General features: G+C 44.2%; 17 protein-coding genes. 14 read left to right on the forward strand and 3 right to left on the reverse strand.

Annotated elements, in window-relative coordinates; genetic code table 11:
* Positions 1–27: 27 nt before the first annotated feature.
* Positions 28–2034, reverse strand: a complete 2007-nt coding sequence (locus ACH6C1_RS04150) for a methyl-accepting chemotaxis protein (RefSeq protein ID WP_374074858.1) — start codon at positions 2032–2034, stop codon at positions 28–30.
* 218 nt (positions 2035–2252) lie between these two features.
* Between ACH6C1_RS04150 and ACH6C1_RS04155 the strand changes: the two genes are divergently transcribed.
* Both ACH6C1_RS04155 and ACH6C1_RS04160 read left to right on the forward strand, forming a co-directional pair.
* On the forward strand, positions 2253–3470 hold the full coding sequence (locus ACH6C1_RS04155) for a PucR family transcriptional regulator (protein WP_374074860.1): 1218 nt from the start codon (positions 2253–2255) through the stop codon (positions 3468–3470).
* Positions 3471–3505: 35 nt separating this feature from the next.
* Positions 3506–4360: a pentapeptide repeat-containing protein gene (locus ACH6C1_RS04160; RefSeq protein ID WP_374074862.1), complete on the forward strand. Its 855-nt coding sequence runs from the start codon at positions 3506–3508 to the stop codon at positions 4358–4360.
* Between the two features lie 94 nt (positions 4361–4454).
* On the opposite strand, the gene ACH6C1_RS04165 is transcribed toward ACH6C1_RS04160, so the two are convergent.
* Positions 4455–5516 (reverse strand): hypothetical protein, encoded by a 1062-nt coding sequence (locus tag ACH6C1_RS04165; protein WP_374074864.1) that lies wholly within the window; start codon positions 5514–5516, stop codon positions 4455–4457.
* 288 nt (positions 5517–5804) lie between these two features.
* On the opposite strand from ACH6C1_RS04165, the gene ACH6C1_RS04170 reads away from it, so the two are divergent.
* From ACH6C1_RS04170 to ACH6C1_RS04190, 5 genes are all read left to right on the forward strand, one after another.
* Positions 5805–6119: a PTS sugar transporter subunit IIB gene (locus ACH6C1_RS04170; protein WP_095224228.1), complete on the forward strand. Its 315-nt coding sequence runs from the start codon at positions 5805–5807 to the stop codon at positions 6117–6119.
* A complete protein-coding gene (locus ACH6C1_RS04175; protein ID WP_374074867.1) occupies positions 6116–6451 on the forward strand; it encodes a PTS sugar transporter subunit IIA in 336 nt (111 codons plus the stop codon). The genes ACH6C1_RS04170 and ACH6C1_RS04175 overlap by 4 nt, the downstream gene beginning before the upstream one ends.
* A gap of 15 nt (positions 6452–6466) precedes the next feature.
* Positions 6467–7795, forward strand: coding sequence for a PTS cellobiose transporter subunit IIC (celB, locus tag ACH6C1_RS04180; protein ID WP_374074869.1), 1329 nt, complete (start codon positions 6467–6469; stop codon positions 7793–7795).
* Position 7796: 1 nt separating this feature from the next.
* Positions 7797–9212 (forward strand): glycoside hydrolase family 1 protein, encoded by a 1416-nt coding sequence (locus ACH6C1_RS04185; protein ID WP_374074871.1) that lies wholly within the window; start codon positions 7797–7799, stop codon positions 9210–9212.
* Between the two features lie 102 nt (positions 9213–9314).
* Positions 9315–10028 (forward strand): GntR family transcriptional regulator, encoded by a 714-nt coding sequence (locus ACH6C1_RS04190; RefSeq protein WP_095224224.1) that lies wholly within the window; start codon positions 9315–9317, stop codon positions 10026–10028.
* Positions 10029–10047: 19 nt separating this feature from the next.
* Here the strand turns inward: ACH6C1_RS04190 and ACH6C1_RS04195 are convergent, their stop codons facing one another.
* Positions 10048–10893: a MurR/RpiR family transcriptional regulator gene (locus tag ACH6C1_RS04195; RefSeq protein ID WP_374074873.1), complete on the reverse strand. Its 846-nt coding sequence runs from the start codon at positions 10891–10893 to the stop codon at positions 10048–10050.
* 134 nt (positions 10894–11027) lie between these two features.
* Here ACH6C1_RS04195 and gnd point away from each other — a divergent pair, with 134 nt between their 5' ends.
* The 7 genes from gnd to ACH6C1_RS04230 all read left to right on the forward strand — a co-directional run bounded on the left by gnd (position 11028) and on the right by ACH6C1_RS04230 (position 18761).
* The gene (gnd, locus tag ACH6C1_RS04200) at positions 11028–11924 is read left to right on the forward strand and encodes a phosphogluconate dehydrogenase (NAD(+)-dependent, decarboxylating) (RefSeq protein ID WP_374074875.1); all 897 of its coding nucleotides are present in this window, start codon (positions 11028–11030) and stop codon (positions 11922–11924) included.
* Positions 11925–11959: 35 nt separating this feature from the next.
* Positions 11960–13486, forward strand: a complete 1527-nt coding sequence (gene gntK / locus ACH6C1_RS04205; RefSeq protein WP_374075565.1) for a gluconokinase — start codon at positions 11960–11962, stop codon at positions 13484–13486.
* 60 nt (positions 13487–13546) lie between these two features.
* Positions 13547–14869: a GntT/GntP/DsdX family permease gene (locus ACH6C1_RS04210; RefSeq protein WP_374074877.1), complete on the forward strand. Its 1323-nt coding sequence runs from the start codon at positions 13547–13549 to the stop codon at positions 14867–14869.
* Positions 14870–15375: 506 nt separating this feature from the next.
* Positions 15376–15576, forward strand: coding sequence for a DUF3311 domain-containing protein (locus ACH6C1_RS04215; RefSeq protein WP_095224264.1), 201 nt, complete (start codon positions 15376–15378; stop codon positions 15574–15576).
* Complete coding sequence (locus ACH6C1_RS04220; RefSeq protein WP_374074879.1) at positions 15573–17030, forward strand: sodium:solute symporter family protein; 1458 nt, start codon at positions 15573–15575, stop codon at positions 17028–17030. Before ACH6C1_RS04215 ends, ACH6C1_RS04220 begins: the two co-directional genes overlap by 4 nt.
* Positions 17031–17389: 359 nt before the next feature.
* Complete coding sequence (locus tag ACH6C1_RS04225) at positions 17390–17965, forward strand: LysE family translocator (RefSeq protein ID WP_095224217.1); 576 nt, start codon at positions 17390–17392, stop codon at positions 17963–17965.
* A 19-nt stretch (positions 17966–17984) separates the two neighbouring features.
* A complete protein-coding gene (locus ACH6C1_RS04230) occupies positions 17985–18761 on the forward strand; it encodes a helix-turn-helix domain-containing protein (RefSeq protein WP_374074882.1) in 777 nt (258 codons plus the stop codon).
* Positions 18762–19040 lie beyond the last annotated feature (279 nt).

The following is a 19040-nucleotide window of genomic DNA, read 5'->3' on the forward strand; positions in this document are numbered from 1 at the left end:
GCTTTCCAACAGGAAAGCGGGTTTTTGTTAATCTAATTTGAATTGCTGAAGCTGCTCTTGTAAGGTATTGGCATCTTGCTCGAGCTTTTCTGCCAGCTCTTTTAATTGATCCATGGAATGAGTTTGGTCGGCTACAGATGCCGTAATTTCTTCTGTACCGGCTGCTGTCTCCTGACTGATTGCTGCAATTTCACCAGTATTGGTTGCCAGGGTAGCTTCTCTTTCCATCATGAGTTTCATTTCTTCCTTCGTCCGTGCAGTCAATTCCATATTATGCGCAATTGCTTTCTGGATTTGAATGAAGATTTCTTTTGTATTATTTACCGCTGTTTCTTGACCGCGGACAACGTCGCCAGTCTTCGAAGCGAAGGCTGCTGTTTCAGCCGTTTCAGTTTGAATTTCCTGCACGATGGAACCGATATCACGAAGTGCGTATTCTGTCTGTTCTGCCAGCTTGCGCACTTCATCTGCCACGACAGCAAAGCCCTTGCCGCTTTCGCCTGCACGTGCTGCTTCAATGGCAGCATTCAGTGCCAACAGGTTCGTCTGCCCAGCAATATCTGTGATCGTATTAACGATACCGCTGATGTTCGCGGATTTTTGCTGCAGGTTCTGTACAGCTTGTTCAATCTTGCTGGTAGCTTCGATGGCATCTTTGGATTGCTCAATCAATTGCTGCATCTGTGAGCCGCCGACTTTGGCTGAATCGGTCATTTGCAGTGCTTCATCATATACTTGCTGGTTGTGCGCATTTACTAGTTTAATATTTTCGGACAATGCTTCTGTCGCAACAGTATTGCGCTCCATGATTTCAGCCAGGCTTGTCGTACCAGCAGAAATTTCTTCCATGGTCGCAGCTACCTCAGCGGAAGTGGCAGCATTTTCTTCTGCATTCGCCGCAAGCGCCTGCGATGCGGACTGCACATTAGCAGAAATCGCAGTATTATTCTGCATCATAGAATGGATGTTCCCAATCATATTATTGAAGCTGTTGGATAGATCGCCAATTTCATCAGAGGCTTTACTATTCATCTTAACAGTCAAATCGCCATCTTCTACTTGCTTCATCTTGTCTCGCAGTTGCTTTATCGGCCGTACTACAGAGTTCACAACGAAGAAGGTAACGATCAGTGCGAGAGCTAAAACAATCAATACAGTGATGGTTAAAGGAAGAATAATCCCTTTAGCTAAATCGCTGAACTCATGTTTTGGTACAATAGCTGAGATTGTCCAGCCTGTTCTGTCATTCGTTGTAAAGGCAAGAACACGTTCTTCGCCTTCATATTCATAATTGACGATACCGCCGCTCCCGGTCGATTGCATCTTCTCCCAGAATTTCTCTTTCGTTGCATCTGTGCCTAGTTTTTCAGCATCCGGATGGGATAGGAAATGTCCTGTACCATCAAATACCGCAGCGAATCCTGTCTCACCGACTTTAACCTGCTCTGTCAGCTCCTTCAGACGGGAAAGCTTGAATTCGACGACAACCATGCCTTTAAGTTGATTATTATTGTCAAAGATAGGCTTAACCGCATCGACTACAGATTCGCTTGAATCGGCTGACATGTATGGATCTGTATAACCAGCGCGCTCTTCCAGCTCTAAACCAAGCTGATACCATGGCCGTGTAGTTGGATCATAGTCTTCTGGTAAATTGGCTTGCGGAAAGGCTACCATGTCACCGTCAATTGGCTGGTAGAAAATGGTGCTAATATTTGGGTTGTCTTTTGTATAGCTTTCCATCGTTACAGCTAGTCGGTCCATATCATCTTCCTGTAATGATTGGGTTCTGCTGATACTTCCCAATGTAGACTCGATATTGTCGAGGAATAGATCATAGATGCTGTTCAGCTGAACAACTGTTTGATCCTCCATTTGATTGGATTGGCTTTCAAGCACCATGTTACGGCTGAATTCATAGCCGAAATAGGCTGTTACTACTCCTGAAATGACAAACATTGCAAGAATAGGATAAAGTATTTTGCGTAAAATCTTCCTGCTAAAGAAATTACCTCTTTTTTTATTTTCTTCCATTATTGATATTGTCCCTCTCTCTGCTTATATTACGGCTACATTTATTTATCGGTAGGTAAATAGAATTATGTAGTTTTTTAAAATATAAATAATTAAAGAGAACCAATACTTTAGTTAAATTCTATCAATATTTTTGGTTTTTATAGAAAAAAAGGAAGTATCTAGGCAAAGCCCTCCTGCTGGAGTATGATAAAAGAAAATGCTTAGGGGTATGAGCTATGGAGTTATTCGATCGTGTATTATCCATCAATGACTTGGATGCTGTCATCGATTTGCTTAGCTTCGAGCTGGAACGGCCAGTGATTGTCGAGAGTGCCGATTATACATTACTTGCGTATAATTCGCATTACATCCAACATTTTGATGAAGCGAACCAGCAGACGATTTTCACAAAGAAGTGGACACTGCCAATCTATGAAGAGTTTATTGAAGCAGGTGTCGTAAATAAGCTGAAAACATATGAGCGTCCTTTTGTAGTAGAAGCAATGCCGGAAATAGGCTTGAATACGAGAATTGTTGTAAGTGCAAAGCACGAAGGCCGTATTATGGGCTTTATCTGGATTCAGCAGATGGAGGAACCGCTTCCTGTTGAAGGGATCGACTTTTTATATGATATTTCCTTCCATATCGGCAGGCTCATTTATGACATACAGAAGTCGAAGCTGAAGCAAGAGGAAAAAGAGGATCAATTTTATCAGAATATTTTTAACAGGGTATATAAATCAGCTTCAGATTTGGAATGGGGAGCAAAGGAATTCGGTGTGAAGCTGCCGGAACATTTTGCTGTTGCGGCTGTACAGCTGACAGCAAAGGACGAAGCGCTTCTTTCTGATTTGCAGCAGGTTGCTCAAACTTCCTTGCAGCTTGAAGATAAATTGCATCATGTTCTCATACAAGAAGATATCCTGCTCATCGTATTAGGAGGAAAGCGAGCAGATGCGCCAATTGAAGCATTAGCCAAGGAAGTCATCCAGCGAATCCGTGATTATGTGAAGGATAAAGACGCTGCTGTGATGAGTGGTGTTGGAGGTATTTATCAACATCCTTTCGACTTGCTGAAAAGTGCGAATCAAGCAAAAGAGGTCATCCATGCCGGCATTCTGACCCATCGCCCTTTATCTCTTTATTACAAGGATTTACACGTGTGGCGCTATCTTCAGGCTATTGCTGACAAGAATGAAGAACTTGGCTATGAAAGCGAACATCTGAAAAAGATCCAAAAGCTCGATCCGAACGATAAGAAAGAACTCCTGAAAACCCTTGAAATGTATTTGCTTCACAACTGCAAAATCAAACCGACTGCAGCAGCACTTTTTGTCCATCCGAATACGGTGAATTACCGGATTAATCAGATCAACGAAGCGCTGGAGCTTGATTTGACGGATGTACTGCAGAGATTTCAGCTGCTGTTGGATTTGATGACTAGGGGAAAGTAGAAAAGTAAAAAACTACACTATAAGGAAGAATGCTAATGTCTTATCAGATTGATAACTTCGCTGCCGAGGAGTATAGGAAGAGTATGCGGACAGATTGTGCCAACTGTTTTGGCTTGTGCTGTACAGCGCTTCATATTGCAGCATCCAGCGACTTTGCCATTGATAAACCTGCAGGTGTACCATGTCCTAACCTGCAATCTGATTTTCGGTGTCAGATCCATAGTGAACTAAGGGGGAAGGGGTTTAAGGGGTGTACCGTATTTGATTGTTTCGGTGCTGGTCAACAAGTCTCCCAAGTCACGTTCAATGGACAGGATTGGAGAGAAAGCAAGGAAACAGCCGATAAGATGTTCTCTGTATTTCCGGTGATGGTACAGCTGTACGAGATGCTGGCTTATGTTACAGAGGCATTGTCTTATCGACTGCCGCAGGATCTACATAAAGAACTCACACTTCAGCTAAAGGATTTAGAAAGCTTAACAATTCTTGATGCCGACAACTTACAGACTTTGGATATAATGAAGCTGCGCAAGCCTGTGAATAAGTTACTTTCCAAGACAAGCAGTCACATCCGGCATACGATAACGAATTCCATTCCGACTAAACGGAAACTGGACTATAGAGGTGCAGATTGGATAGGGAAAAGTGCAAAAGGAAAAGACCTTAGAGCAGCTGATTTTCGAGGAGCCTATCTGATTGCAGCGGACCTGAAGGATGGCGATTTAAGGGCTGTCGATTTTATCGGAGCAGATTTGCGGGATGCAAATGTGGAAGGCGCCAATCTGTCTACTAGTATGTTCTTGACACAGATGCAGATAAATTCGGCACAGGGTAATAATCAGACGCAGCTGCCTTCACACATAATCCAGCCCTCTCATTGGGCTTCTTAAAAAGAGAGGATTTTAAGTTAAAGATAATATGCTATTTTGTCTGAAGGCTAATTTAAAAATAGAAAAACGGCTCATCATCAGATGAGCCGTTTTTCTATTGGAAGTCATTCGACAATGCAAGTTTGTGATAATAATGGAATTGTTCGATTTGCTGTGCTTCCCATAAGAATTGTGAATAATCGCGGGCATATCTGCGCATCAAGTAGAACAGACCGTTTTCCTTAAAATAAGTGATCGCTGAATCGTACACATAATCCATTGTGTCACGTTCCACATATTTCGCCCAAAGTATGGCGAACTGCCAGCGATATTCCAGGTTTCCCTTTTCTTCGCATACACGCATGCCGATTTTGTAATAGGTCTCCGCTTGATCGGATTTTCCTAAAATGTAAAGGGAACGAGTCAGCGTGAATAGTGCCTGTATGTACAAGGGATGTTCCGAGTGCGTAACAGCCTGCAGCAGATACGGGATGCCTTTCTCATCTGCATTTTGTTTGTGATACATGAGACCGATGTTAAATCCGCATGCAACAACCATATCTTCCTGTCCGAGTTTTTCGGCAATGGAGAGGGCTTCGAGGAGATTGCTTTCTGCCTTATCGAATTCCCGCAGATCGATTTGATTCAATCCTTGGAGGGATTTGCAATTTGCAACCTTCAGTTCATATTGCGGATATGCCGAATAGATAGCTATTGCCTTTTCCAAATGAAAACTGGACAAGGCATTGATGTCTAAATAATAGAATTGCATCGCCTTATTATAATGCAAGCCGGCATGCTCTTCTTCATCCTCAACTGCATGCATATGCAACTCTGCTTTTTCCAATAAATCGATAGCTGTAAAGTATTCTTTTCTGCTATACTTCACGATTGCCAGAAAACTATAGTAGAAAAAAGACTGGTAATCGTTCAACTCATCCGGGTTCAACCGCTGCAGTTTTTCCTCGCAAAGATCCGTATCGCCTTTCAGAAAATCAAACCGTGCATCTAGCAGCAAAAAACGATCCCATAGTTCGTCCGCGAATTCACCTTCATGCAAAGCTGTATATGCTTCTTCGCGCAGTTTAGCCGACAAAGTCCGGTCGCGTGTTTTGATTGTTTTATGCCATGTGTGCAGATGGGTGATAAATTGTTCCGTGCTTTCAATAACAGCCATATACCAATACTCCTATTAGTCATAATATGCTGGACGGTTAAGGGGGTGGTGTTAATAGACTGCGATTATAAGAAAACTACTTTCAACTGATTCAAAAGCAGCTATACCGTCCCTGAAAAGATAAAGCTAGTTTAACATATTAAGGCAATGAAAGCCTATTACTATTGCCTGACATGTAGTCAGTTTAACAAAAGACTAAACATTTATTATTAAATGTCTAGACAAATATAAAATTAGTTATATAATACAGATGAAAGCGCTTTTAATAAATCCGAGGAGTGTTATCAAATGAACAGAATCCTTTTAGCATGCAGTTCCGGTATGAGCACGAGTCTCTTGGTCACCAAAATGCAAGCGTTTGCAGATTCGATAGGAGAAGAAGCAAAGATTTGGGCAGTCGGTCAGGATCAGGCAAAAAAAGATATGGCGGAGGCAGATGTTGTACTAATCGGTCCACAAATGAGCTTTCTCAAAGGGGAACTCGCGGCTGAAGCGCAGAAATATGGCATCCAAGTTGACGTAATCGACATGATGGCATATGGGATGGCTGATGGAGAGAAAGCGTATAAACAGGCGCTTGGTCTGATTGGAGCAACATCATGAGTGAGCTGAAATTAGAAGAGCTGACCGAGGAGCAGGTTTGTTTTCAGATGATCCTGCATAGCGGTAATGCCAGAAGTAAAGTACTGCAAGCACTTCGGCTTTATCGTGAGGGTGATATAGAGAAAGTCAATGAAATGCTGGTAGATGCAGAAGATGATCTGTCACTTGTACACAAGGTCCATTTCCAGCTGGTACAGCAGGAAGCAGCAGGCCAGCAGCGGCAGGAACTTTCTCTTTTGTTCCTTCATGCAGAGGACCATTTTATGTCTACATTGACGATGAAAGAAATGGTCAAAGAAATGATACCAATTTTCCAAGAGCTGAAGAGCTAAAGGAGGAAGCAGGCAATGTTCGATAAGTTTAGTAAGTTTTTGATTCCGATTGCCGGTAAGCTGAATAACAATCGCTATCTTGGTGTGCTGCGGGACGCCTTCATGCTGGCGTTCCCATTGACGATTTTCGGTTCTATCATGGTCGTTTTGGCAAACTTGCCATTTTTGGACAATGTAATGAGTGAATCGCTGCTCGCTGGTATCCAAGAGTCGCTTGGACCAGCGCCGAATGCCACAATGAATATCGCGTCTGTCTTCGTCGTCTTTGGTATTGGGTATTATTTGGCGAAAAGCTATGGAGTGGAAGCCATTTTCGGCGGGGCTGTAGCATTGACCGCATTCCTGCTGCTGACACCATTCGTTGTGTCGACAGAGAGCGGGGAAGTGGTGAGTAATGTACTTGCTGTCGACCGTCTTGGAGCAAAGGGTATGTTCCTCGGTATGATCGTCGCGTTTGTTTCCGGGGAAATTTATCGATTCATTACACAGAAGAAAATTGTCATCAGGATGCCGGCAGGTGTGCCGCCAGCAGTATCGCAATCATTCGCTGCCCTCATTCCGGCGGTTGTCACGCTGTCGGTATTTTTAGTACTTAATATCATTGTGACGCAAGGCTTCCATACGAATTTGCATGATGTCATCTTCAACACGGTGCAGGCACCGCTTGTCGGACTTGGCGGAGGGCTTACGGCTACCTTGATTGCCGTGTTCTTCATCCAAATCCTTTGGTTCTTCGGGTTACATGGACAGATCATCATCAACTCGGTAATGGATCCAATCTGGAATACATTGTCTTTGGAAAATCTGCAAGTTTATACAGCTGGTGGTGAAGTACCACATATCATCAATAAACAGTTCATCGAAGTCTATCTTGTCGGTGCAGGGGGGACAGGGATGACGCTTGCCGTACTGGCGGCAATACTGCTGTTCATGCGGAGCAAGCAGATGAAGCAGGTCGGAAAGCTTGGGATCGGGCCGGGTATTTTCAATGTCAACGAACCAGTCATCTTCGGACTGCCGATTGTTATGAACCCGCTGATTTTGCTGCCATGGATCATTGCGCCGATGGTTGTAACGGTGGTCAGTTATATAGCGATGGCGATTGGTCTCGTGCCGCCGCCGACTGGGGTAACGATACCGTGGACCGTTCCGATTTTCATTAGCGGATTCCTGGCAACCAACTCAATTGCCGGATCTCTGCTGCAGCTCGTTAACGTTTTGATCGTATTCGCCATTTGGTTCCCATTCCTCAAATTTATCGACCGGATGAATATAAAGCAGGAAAGAGAAGCGGAACAGAAAAATGCAAAATCGGATATGCAAGTACCAAAGGAGAAGATTTGATATGGAAGTGACAGAACAGAAGAAAGACCAAGTAAACTATCTATTCCCCGAGGATTTTTGGTGGGGTTCCTCCTCATCGGCACCTCAGATGGAAGGTGCTGCGGATGTTGACGGGAAGACGCCGAATATTTGGGATTATTGGTATGAGCAGGAGCCGAATCGTTTTCATAATGGTATCGGCCCTGCCGATACATCCGGATTCTATTACCGTTACAAAGAAGACATCGCTTTAATGAAACAGGTTGGCCATAACTCTTTTCGATTCTCCATTTCCTGGTCAAGGCTGATACCGGAGGGGACAGGAGCAGTCAATGAAAAAGCAGCAGCGTTTTATCAGAATGTAATCGATGAACTGCTGGATAACGATATTGAGCCATTCGTGAATTTGTTCCATTTCGATATGCCGATGGTACTGCAGGAAAAAGGCGGCTGGGAAAGCAGAGAAGTCGTCGAGGCTTACAGAGATTATGCGTCTGTATGCTTCCGTTTGTTCGGCGATAAAGTGAAAAAGTGGTTCACGCATAACGAGCCGATCGTGCCGGTAGAAGGTGGTTATCTGTATGACTTCCACTATCCGAATGTCGTAGATTTCAGTCGAGCTGTGCAAGTGGGTTATCATACGCAGCTCTCAAGTTCCCTTGCCATTCAGGCGTACCGGGAACAAGCACAGGATGGGGAGATTGGCATCATTCTGAATCTGACCCCATCATATCCGCGAAGCAGCAATCCAGCTGATGTGGAGGCTTCCCGGATTGCTGATGCTTTCTTCAATCGTTCCTTTCTGGATCCATCTGTGAAAGGGGAATTTCCGCATCAACTGGTAGACATACTTCGTAATGAGGGATATATGCCAGTTTATACGGAAGAGGATTTGAAGATCATTCGTGAGAATACGGTTGATTTGCTTGGAGTGAACTATTACCAGCCGCGACGTGTGAAGGCAAAGGAAAATAGTGTCCACCCAGATGCACCGTTCATGCCTGACAGATTCTTTGATTCTTATGAGATGCCTGGCCGGAAGATGAATGTGCATCGAGGCTGGGAGATCTACGAAAAAGGAATCTACGATATACTTGTCAACCTGCGAGATAATTATGGGAACATACCTTGTTTCATCTCTGAAAATGGTATGGGAGTTGAAGGGGAAGAGAAGTTCCGCGACAGTGATGGAATCATTCAAGATGACTACCGAATTGATTTCATCAAGGATCATTTACGCTGGGTGCACAAGGCTTTGAATGAAGGAGCAAATGTAAAGGGATATCATCTGTGGACGTTCATGGATAATTGGTCGTGGACGAATGCATATAAAAATCGCTATGGCTTTGTGTCGGTTAACCTGGAGAAAGACGGGGAACGCACAATCAAGAAAAGCGGCGAATGGATGAAACAAGTCGTACAGCGAAACGGTTTCTGATAGTGGCGGCCAATATGGCCGTCATTTTCATTGGCAGATTGCTGCAATTCCAGTATTTTGATAAGCTAACAACAAACAGATCGGCAGCAGAGGAGGAACACTATGAAATATCAAGTGATATCAGAAGAAATCAGACATCGTATCGAATCAGGATTCTACCCTCTGGACCAGCCGTTACCAGATGAACATAGCCTTGTCGAAGAATTTTCATGCAGCAGGATGACAGTTAAGCGCGCGCTTGATGTACTTGCATCAGAGGGAATCGTTTTCCGAAAGCGCGGACATGGAACATTCATTGTGCAGTCTTCCTTCCAATCGGATTACATTCATGTGGGAACGAATGAAACGCTCGGCTTTACCAGTTTAATGAAGGAGAAGCAAGTTACCTCTAAGCTTTTGTTGTTTGACATGATTGCCCCTACAGCTGAAGTGGCATCATACTTGGCCATTTCGGAAGATACGCCTGTGTATCATCATATCCGTGTACGCTGTGTCGATGATAATCCTCATGTTATAGAAGAAACGTATATGCCGACGCCGCTCATTCCAGGTATCACCCCGACAGTCCTGCATAACTCGGTATATGCATACATGGAAAAAGAATTAGGCTTGAAAATTGCAGGATCACGCCGCCGGATCAGAGCGGAGCAAGCAACAGCACAAGACATGAAGGAACTGGGATTATCCGAAAATGAACCGGTACTTGTGATAGAGCAGGTCGCTTATCTCAATACCGGTATTGCCTTCGAGTATTCCTTTGCAAGACATCGGTTTGACAAATTCGAAATTACAACAGTAAATCTCAATGGAAAGTGACCCGTCAGCTTCTGGCGGGTCACATTTTTGTTGCAGCGATAGCGTTACGGACTTTTTCAACGGAGGTTTGTGCCTTTTCTTTCTGACGCATGATGACTGTTACATAAAGAGCATCGATGATACTCAGTTGTGCAATCCGCGACGCAAGCGCTTCGGAACGATAATCGGTTTCCTCTGAGCTAGTATGCAAGGCAACGTCCACCTGCTGGCCGATAGGGGACTTGGGGAAGCCAGTGATGGCGATCGTTCTGGCGCCTGTTTTCTTGACGGTCTGCAGCAGCTGATAGGCATCCTTGCTGGCACCTGAATGAGAAAAGATAAAAGCAACATCCTGGTCGGTCAGTTGGGAAGCAGACATGAGCTGCAAGTGAGCATCAGGAAACGCGAAGGCCGGCACACCAGAGCGGACAAACTTATGATACGCATCCATTGCGACCATATTCGAGCCTCCAAAACCATAGAACTCCACTCTTCTTGCCTCTAGGAGCAATGAGACAGCCTGCTCCAGCTCCGCCTTGTCCAGCACCTGCAATGTATTTTCCAGGGTTCGGATATTGGAATGAAAAATCTTTTCCGCAACCATTTTTGCCTCATCCGTATCGTTTACGTCTTCGTGCAGCATCTTATTGGGAGAAATGATTTCTGGTGCTAAAGCAATTTTCAGTGCTTGGAAGCCTTTGTAGCCGATTCGTTTACAGAAACGGGAAACAGTAGCATCCGCTACTTCGAGCTGATCTGCTACTTGGCTGATAGTCTGGTGAACAATACTTTCCGGGTGTTCCAAAATGAAATCTGCAATTTTTTTCTCTTTTTCACTCAGTCTTGGATAGTGGGAACGAATCCCCGTTAAACCTTGTTGTGCCAAGAAAATCAGCTGCCTTTCGTCCTATTTGTTACAAGCAGTATAGCACAAATTAACTGAAAGCGCTTGCTATATGAAAATTATTTTCGTATTATGGTATCATAAATTGAAAATTATTTTGAAGGAGCTAACTTATCATGCATATTGGATTAATCGGTCTTGGGAAAATGGGATTCAATCTTGGTTTGAACTTATTGGATAATAACTTTGATGTTACAGCTTTTGATGTAAGTGAAGACGCACGTGCTAAATTCGCTGAATCAAAAGGATCAGCTGCTGGTTCTTTAAAAGAATTGGTCGAACAGTTGCCAAGCCCTAAGATTGTCTGGTCGATGGTACCGGCTGGTGAAATCACTGATAAAGTGCTGGAGGAATTAAAAGGCTACCTATCCGAGGGAGACATCCTGATGGATGGCGGTAACTCTAACTACAAGCAATCCGTGGAACGATCCAAAATCTTCGCTGAACTAGGCGTTCATTTCTTCGACGTTGGTACAAGCGGTGGAACTGATGGTGCTCGTAACGGCGTATGTACAATGATCGGTGGCGATGCAGAGGTGTTCAAGACGATTGAACCTATCTTCCAAGCGATCAGCGTGGAAAATGGCTATCACTACGCTGGTAAAAGCGGCAGCGGTCACTTCCTGAAGATGGTCCATAACGGAATCGAGTATGGCATGATGCAGGCAATTGCAGAAGGCTTCGAAGTGTTAGAAAAAAGTGATTACGACTTCGATTATGAGCAAGTTGCGAAGATGTGGAACAACGGCTCCGTTGTCCGTTCTTGGCTGATGGAACTTGTGGAATCCGCTTTCAGCAAGGATCCAAAACTTGATGCGATTCGCGGCGTGATGCATTCTTCCGGTGAAGGAAAATGGACGGTTGAGACGGCGCTTGAATTGCAAGCTGCAACTCCAGTCATCGCAATGTCACTTATGATGCGTTACCGTTCCTTGGACGAAGATACCTTCTCTGGAAAAGTAGTAGCAGCACTGCGAAATGAATTCGGTGGACATGCAGTGGTGAAACGCTAAAGAAAAGGGAGGGGAAGACGTTGGCAGCTTCCTATATGATCGGTGTGGACATGGGCACAACAAGTACGAAGGCAGTCCTGTTCACAACCGAAGGTGAGGTAATTGCAAAGGAAGGCATTGAATATCCTTTGCATTCGCCTACAGCTGAAACAGCAGAACAAGATCCGGAAGTCATCTACCAAGCTGTTGTAACGGTAATCCGGGAGACGATTCAGGTAAGCGGCGTAGACAAAGCGGCAATCCGCTGTATTTCCTTCAGTTCCGCCATGCACAGTGTGATAGCAGTTGATGCAAATGATAAACCGCTCACAGCATGTATCACATGGGCTGATAACCGCGCGACGAAATGGACGGAAAAAATCAAAGAAGAGACGGATAGCCATAGCATCTACTTACGCACAGGCACACCGATCCATCCAATGGCTCCTCTATCGAAATTGCGCTGGCTTAAAGAAGAACATCCAGCCACTTTTGAACAAGCGGCTAAGTTCATCTCTATTAAGGAGTATGTCTTTTTCAAACTGTTCGGCAGTTATAAGGTCGATTATTCGATCGCATCTGCAACCGGGATGTTCAACCTGGAAGAGCTTGCTTGGGATAAGGAAGCATTGCAGGTAGCTGGGGTTACGGAAGATAAACTATCTGAGCCTGTTTCGACGACGTACCAATTTGTTGGTCTCACCGAGCAAATGGCAGAAAAACTTGGTGTGCTGCGGCAAACACCATTCATCATCGGTGCAAGTGATGGTGTCCTTTCGAATCTTGGTGTCGGCGCCGTCGAAGAAGGTGTAGTAGCCGTAACAATCGGAACCAGCGGCGCGATCCGAGCTGTAACGGACAAACCGACAACTGATCCGAAGGGCCGTATATTCTGTTATGCCTTGACGGAGAATCATTGGGTTATCGGTGGTCCCGTGAATAACGGAGGCGTCGTGCTACGCTGGGTAAGGGATGAACTCGGAGCTGCTGAGACAGAAACAGCAGCTAGACTTGGTATCGATCCATATCAAGTGCTGACAAAAATCGCTTCAACGGTAAATCCAGGATCAGACGGTTTGCTGTTTCATCCATACCTTGCCGGGGAGCGGGCACCACTTTGGGATGCCAATGCCCGCGGTTCTTTTTTCGGACTTGGTCTGCATCATAAAAAGGAGCATATGATCCGGGCGGTGCTGGAAGGTGTGCTTTTCAATCTGTACTCTGTGCTGCTTGCTTTAACGGAACTTACCGGCAAGCCGAAACGAATCCAAGCAACAGGCGGTTTTGCACGATCGGAAATGTGGAGACAGATGATGGCGGATATATTCGACCAAGAGGTTCATATTCCGGAGAGCTATGAAAGCTCCTGCTTAGGAGCAGCTGTTCTCGGATTGTACAGCTTAGGGGATATCGATTCCTTTGATGTGGTGAACGATATGATTGGCAGAACGCATCATCATACACCAGATCCGGATTGTGTCGAAGTGTATCAGGAACTAATGAGTATATATATTCAGCTGTCCAGAAGCTTCCAAACAGAATATGAACGAATCGCTGATTTCCAGCGGAGGATGCTGCACTAAAGCAGCAGCTTCCGCCCATAGGTTTGAAAGCGCTTAAATAGAGAGAGGGGAAATCGAGAGATGGAAATCTATCTTTTACTCATGACCTTATTAGCAATCGTGATCGTTATCATCGGTGTCACGGTTTTCAAATGGCATGCGTTTATCAGCTTGACCGTGGCCAGTCTCTTCCTTGCCATTACCGCAGGTCTGTCATTTGATCAGATTGTCGGAGCTTATGAGACAGGTGTCGGCGGTGTCCTTGGGCATCTAGTCGGTATCCTCGCGCTCGGTACGATCCTTGGTAAGATGATGGCGGATTCGGGTGCCGGTAATCAGGTGGCAGACTTCTTCGTAAAGATGTTTGGGCCGAAAAGATTACCGTGGGCTATGTTTATTGCCGGTTTCATCATCGGAATTCCAGTATTTTTTGAGGTTGGCATCCTGATCGTACTCCCGCTTGTTATCAGTATCTATAAGACAACGAAGCAGAATATTTTGCTGATCGCTTTGCCTGTCATAGCCGGTCTATCCATTGTGCACGGACTTGTGCCGCCGCATCCCGGTGCACTGGCAGCTATCAGCATTTTCGAGGCAGATCTTGGAATGGTATTATTATACTCCCTTATTATCGCTATCCCTGCAGGTATCCTGGGCGGACCGGTATTTGCCAAGTGGGTGCATAAACGGGTTATTCCAGTAGGAGAGCCTAATCTCATTAAAGTGACACAGCCTGAAAGCAAGCCAGGCACAGGCATCAGCTTCTTTGTTATCCTGCTGCCAGTCATATTGATGATATTGTCAGCAATTGGGCCATATCTGCCGCTTCCTAGTCTAGCGGAGAAACTGCTTGTCTTTATCGGAAGTCCGTTAGTAGCGCTATTGATTGCAGTATTTGCAGCTTATTACTTCCTTGGTTTCCGTCAAGGTATGAATAAGGAACGTTTGAAGAAAATGACGGAGGAGTGCATCCTGCCGGTTGGTTCCATCATCTTGATTATTGGTGCTGGCGGAGGGTTTAAGCAAGTGCTCATCGACAGTGGAGTTGGCGATACAATTGCGCAAATGTCAGAGCATCTATCTCTTTCTCCAATTGTGCTCGCATTCATCGTTGCCGGCCTGATCCGAATAGCAACAGGATCCGCAACAGTTGCGCTGACAACAGCAGCTGGTATTGTATCTCCGATCATCGCGCACATGTCAGGTGTCAATCTAGAGCTACTCGTCATCGCTACCGGAGCCGGTTCCCTCATGTTCTCCCACGTGAATGACGCCGGTTTCTGGATGGTCAAGGAGTACCTCGGCCTTACCGTCAAAGAGACATTCCGAACATGGACCGTTCTCGAAACGATACTGTCATTTGTAGCATTCGGCGGCGTATTGATTATGGATATATTCGTTTAATAGATTTAATCTAATTTTATATGACGCTGGGCAGGAGTGTTTCAGCTAAAAAAATCCGAACTGTAATGTGAATTTCTCTTAATAGAAATTGCATAAGTTCGGATTTTTTATTTATTCTTTTAGCCATGACATACCTTTATGATTGTAATAAACGATTAGCGTAGGCAGAATACGTAGACTCCTCGAAAATACAAAACAATTTTCTTCGTGCGAAGTGAAGCTATCGAAGCTTTCCTTGTCCAGCGGGAACAGCGCGAGCTGAAGACCCCGCAGCGTGGTTTCTCGCGAGGAGGCTGAGGCCGTGCCCGCGGAAAGCGGAGTATTCTGCCGGAGCGGCGCTCATGAGTTGTGCTTGTATTAAGTGCTGCAATTTTATTTATGCCCCATTCCCTTGTGTCTTTGCAATATTAATTTTGCTTATCATGAGAAGAAGGATTATGATATCATCATGTGCTTTTCAAGAGGAAAAGCAGTTGTAACTACAAACTTGGATGGTGAAATCAAAAATGAAACGTTTATATTTTCTCACTGTCATTCCCTTCATCGGGATGCTGGGATTCCTCCCATTCGCAAATAGAGTGGAACCTTTTGTACTTGGCATGCCGTTCGTGATGTTCTGGGTGGTTCTATGGACTGTTCTAACATCGGTTATCTTGGCAATCATGTACAAACTAGATCCACGGAATAAAGAGGATGAGAAAAAATGAATATTGCACTTATAATTATATCGGGATTTTTGCTTTTGGCAGTCTTCCTGGGGATCAGATCCACAAAAGGAAAGGATATGGACCTGGAGCAATGGACAGTCGGAGGCCGAGGATTCAGCGGCATTTTTGTCTTCCTGTTAATGGCAGGGGAAATTTATACAACATTCTCCTTCCTGGGTGGAAGCGGATGGGCATATGGGAAAGGCGCACCTGCTTTATATGTACTTATGTATATTGGTTTGTCATATGTTATGTCTTATTGGCTTTTGCCGGTCATATGGCGATACGCGAAGGAACATAGACTTGTGTCCCAATCTGATTTCTTCGTCAGAAAGTTTAACAGCCCGTATCTAGGTGTACTTGTTGCACTAGTCGGGGTGATTGGCATGATTCCTGTCATTGTTGTGCAGCTCAAGGGGTTGGGAATCATCGTTTCGCAAGCATCATATGGGGCTATTTCTATGCAAACTGCTGTATGGATCGGCGCTATCAGCTTAACGATTTATGTCATGCTTTCGGGCGTGCATGGTTCAGCATGGACAGCTGCAATCAAGGATATTGTCATGGTAATCGTCATTTGCTTCCTCGGTATCTATTTGCCACTTCATTATTATGGCGGCTTCCAGCCTATGTTCGAGGCAGTTCATGCGGCTAACCCAGAATTTCTCAAGTTCCCGGATGAAGGCTATAGTATGACATGGGTCATCTCAACTGTTTTGCTGCTCGTGCTAGGGTTTTATATGTGGCCGCAAGTGTTCAGTTCCACGTATACAGCGAAAAGCGAGAAGGTCTTCCGTAAAAACGCGATAATAAGCCCGCTTTATACACTTATGCTTTTATTCGTCTTTTTCGTCGGAACAGCAGCGATTCTGGCTGTGCCTGGATTGGAAGGGGAAGATGTGGATCTTTCCCTATTGCGACTATCGATTGAGACCTTCGACCCGTGGGTGATCGGTATCATCGGCGGCGCGGGATTGCTGACAGCGTTGGTACCAGGTTCCTTGCTGGTCATGAATACAGCCACTCTACTTGCAAAAAATATCTATCAGGTGTTTGCACCTAAGACAAGTGATAAGACAATAGGAAAGTTGGCTAGAATGTTTGTTCCGATTGTTTCCCTGCTGGCAGTCTATTTCACACTGCACGGAGGAGCAACGTTATCGAATATCATATTGATGGGCTACAGCCTGATGACGCAACTCGCTCCGTCCCTATTCTGCAGCTTGTGGAAGCGGAGTTTCATTAATAAATATGGAGCAGCAGCAGGTATCATTGCCGGACTAGCTGTTGTCGCTTATATCACAACAAGTCAAACAACATTAGTCGATTTAATCCCATCTCTTCCGCAATCATGGAATGATGTGAATACGGGGATTATTGCATTGATAGTTAACTGTATAGTGATGGTATTAGTGAGTTTGGCTACACAGAAAAATAAATTGAAATCTGTGTAAGGTTGAAGTCCTAGGGAGGCTGGAACAAAAATGTTTTAGCCAGATGAAAACCTGAACAAGTGCGTAAATCTTAAAACAAGATCTGCGTAAGTTCAGGTTTTTTTTTGTTTTACTATAATCTATACTAGCGTAGGCAGAATACGGAGACTCCTACGGGAACAGCGCGAGTCGAAGACCCCGCAGTGGTGTATTTCCACGAGGAGGCTGAGACCGTGCCCGTGGAAAGCGGAGTGTTTTGCCGAAGCGGTGCTTAGGGGCATTGTTCGTAATTAGACACTTATAATTTGCAATAATGTACTATATAACAGCAGTTGCTTCGGTTTATATTCATGTTAGACCATTGAAAAAGGAGAGTCAGCATGAATATCACTTCTTTTCTGATTTACTGCTTTATCGTTACATTTACACCTGGACCTACGAATATTGTTATCTTATCAACTGTGAATCAATTTGGTACTAAAAGAGCAATGCGCTATACGTACGGAGCGACTCTCGCATTTAGTCTGCTATTATTTCTATCTGCTATACTGAATGCAGTACTTGTAACTGTTTTACCGAAAATACTCGTTTTCCTGCAAGTAATCGGAAGTCTATACATGTTATACCTTGCATATCAAATATATAAGTCAGACAGCTCGAAAAAGAGCGGTCAACTGAACGGCACTTTTCTATCCGGTTTCTTCATGCAGTTTTTAAATCCGAAGGTGATTATCTTTACACTGACTGTCATTCCCAGTTTCGTTATGAAAAACTATACAGAAAATGCAGTGATACTGATCTTTGTTGCTGTTATAACGATAATTGGTTTCTTGGCTTTCATTGGATGGGTCCTTTTCGGGACTATTTTTAAGAGATTCCTCCAGAAACATACCAAAGTGGTAAATATACTCATGGCAGTGTTTTTACTCTATGCAGCCTGCATGATATGGATTTAGATAACCAGAGGTGAAGAAAATGGAAAAGTTCATCTATAAGAAGTCGGCTGGGATCACTGTCTTGTCGGCGAGCATGAAGGAATTCACATATAAGAAACATGCGCATAGGGAGTATGCAATGGGGGTTACCTTACGAGGTATACAACAATATAATTTGGATGGCCACAAGCAATTGTCTTATCCAAATGGCGTGATGTTATTTAATCCGGAACAGACACATGATGGTATGGCACACGATGAGACTGGTCTTGAGTATGTGATGCTGTACTTGGAGCCTGAGTTGCTGCAGGAAATTACAGGGCAAAAGGAATTGATACGTTTTGCAGAGCCAATCGTATATGATGCTGGACTCGAAAAAAAGATCCTGAGACTTGGTCAGGCAATATTAAATGAAACCGAAGAAGTCCTAAGTAATGAACTAGCAGTTTCTCTAGCAGATAGACTCACAAAAACGGAATTAAATACTACCAGTAAAAAGGATAATGCATTAATTCTGAAGGCGAAGGAAATGATTCACAGCAACCTTCAAGGTGTACTAAAACTGGATGAAATAAGTCACGAATTACAAATTTCGAAATACAAATTTATTAGATTGTTTAACATGCATACGGGCATTTCGCCGTATCAGTATTTCCTAAATAGCAAAGTCCAGCATGCGAAGCAAATCGTAGAGAAAAACAAAGATATATATGAAGCAGTTGCGGCTTGTGGGTTTGTTGATCTGACTCATTTGAATAAGCATTTCAAAAGTGTCTATGGAATAACTGCGCATGATTATGTGGAAAATATAAGGTAATATTCCATTTGTCGGAAATAAGGAAGTCAACTAAAAAATGAACATCTTTACAAGGTAACAGTGATTAACAATATTATTAAGTGCAAGAAACGTTGCAACCGCGCTATCGCATCAGATAGCGCGGTTTTCTTATTTTTTGTTACCAATGATGCCAATATCTTCATTCACAATTTTTTTGCTATAAAAGTGATTACTTCTGGGAATGTAGCTTCTATGTGCACAGGAGGTGAGCAATCGTTAAAGCTTACAAAACAAAAACAGCTAAGGCAGCAACGCGGC

Source organism: Terribacillus sp. JSM ZJ617 (assembly GCF_044383785.1).
In the GTDB taxonomy this organism is placed as follows: Bacteria; Bacillota; Bacilli; order Bacillales; family Amphibacillaceae; genus Terribacillus.

What these genes read in the sequence shown, in the direction of transcription:
- ACH6C1_RS04150 (WP_374074858.1), bottom strand. Translation starts at nt 2,034, where the DNA reads ATGGAAGAAAATAAAAAAAGAGGTAATTTCTTTAGCAGGAAGATTTTA.
- ACH6C1_RS04155 (WP_374074860.1), top strand. Translation starts at nt 2,253, where the DNA reads ATGGAGTTATTCGATCGTGTATTATCCATCAATGACTTGGATGCTGTC.
- ACH6C1_RS04160 (WP_374074862.1), top strand. Translation starts at nt 3,506, where the DNA reads ATGTCTTATCAGATTGATAACTTCGCTGCCGAGGAGTATAGGAAGAGT.
- ACH6C1_RS04165 (WP_374074864.1), bottom strand. Translation starts at nt 5,516, where the DNA reads ATGGCTGTTATTGAAAGCACGGAACAATTTATCACCCATCTGCACACA.
- ACH6C1_RS04170 (WP_095224228.1), top strand. Translation starts at nt 5,805, where the DNA reads ATGAACAGAATCCTTTTAGCATGCAGTTCCGGTATGAGCACGAGTCTC.
- ACH6C1_RS04175 (WP_374074867.1), top strand. Translation starts at nt 6,116, where the DNA reads ATGAGTGAGCTGAAATTAGAAGAGCTGACCGAGGAGCAGGTTTGTTTT.
- celB (WP_374074869.1), top strand. Translation starts at nt 6,467, where the DNA reads ATGTTCGATAAGTTTAGTAAGTTTTTGATTCCGATTGCCGGTAAGCTG.
- ACH6C1_RS04185 (WP_374074871.1), top strand. Translation starts at nt 7,797, where the DNA reads ATGGAAGTGACAGAACAGAAGAAAGACCAAGTAAACTATCTATTCCCC.
- ACH6C1_RS04190 (WP_095224224.1), top strand. Translation starts at nt 9,315, where the DNA reads ATGAAATATCAAGTGATATCAGAAGAAATCAGACATCGTATCGAATCA.
- gnd (WP_374074875.1), top strand. Translation starts at nt 11,028, where the DNA reads ATGCATATTGGATTAATCGGTCTTGGGAAAATGGGATTCAATCTTGGT.
- gntK (WP_374075565.1), top strand. Translation starts at nt 11,960, where the DNA reads ATGATCGGTGTGGACATGGGCACAACAAGTACGAAGGCAGTCCTGTTC.
- ACH6C1_RS04210 (WP_374074877.1), top strand. Translation starts at nt 13,547, where the DNA reads ATGGAAATCTATCTTTTACTCATGACCTTATTAGCAATCGTGATCGTT.
- ACH6C1_RS04215 (WP_095224264.1), top strand. Translation starts at nt 15,376, where the DNA reads ATGAAACGTTTATATTTTCTCACTGTCATTCCCTTCATCGGGATGCTG.
- ACH6C1_RS04220 (WP_374074879.1), top strand. Translation starts at nt 15,573, where the DNA reads ATGAATATTGCACTTATAATTATATCGGGATTTTTGCTTTTGGCAGTC.
- ACH6C1_RS04225 (WP_095224217.1), top strand. Translation starts at nt 17,390, where the DNA reads ATGAATATCACTTCTTTTCTGATTTACTGCTTTATCGTTACATTTACA.
- ACH6C1_RS04230 (WP_374074882.1), top strand. Translation starts at nt 17,985, where the DNA reads ATGGAAAAGTTCATCTATAAGAAGTCGGCTGGGATCACTGTCTTGTCG.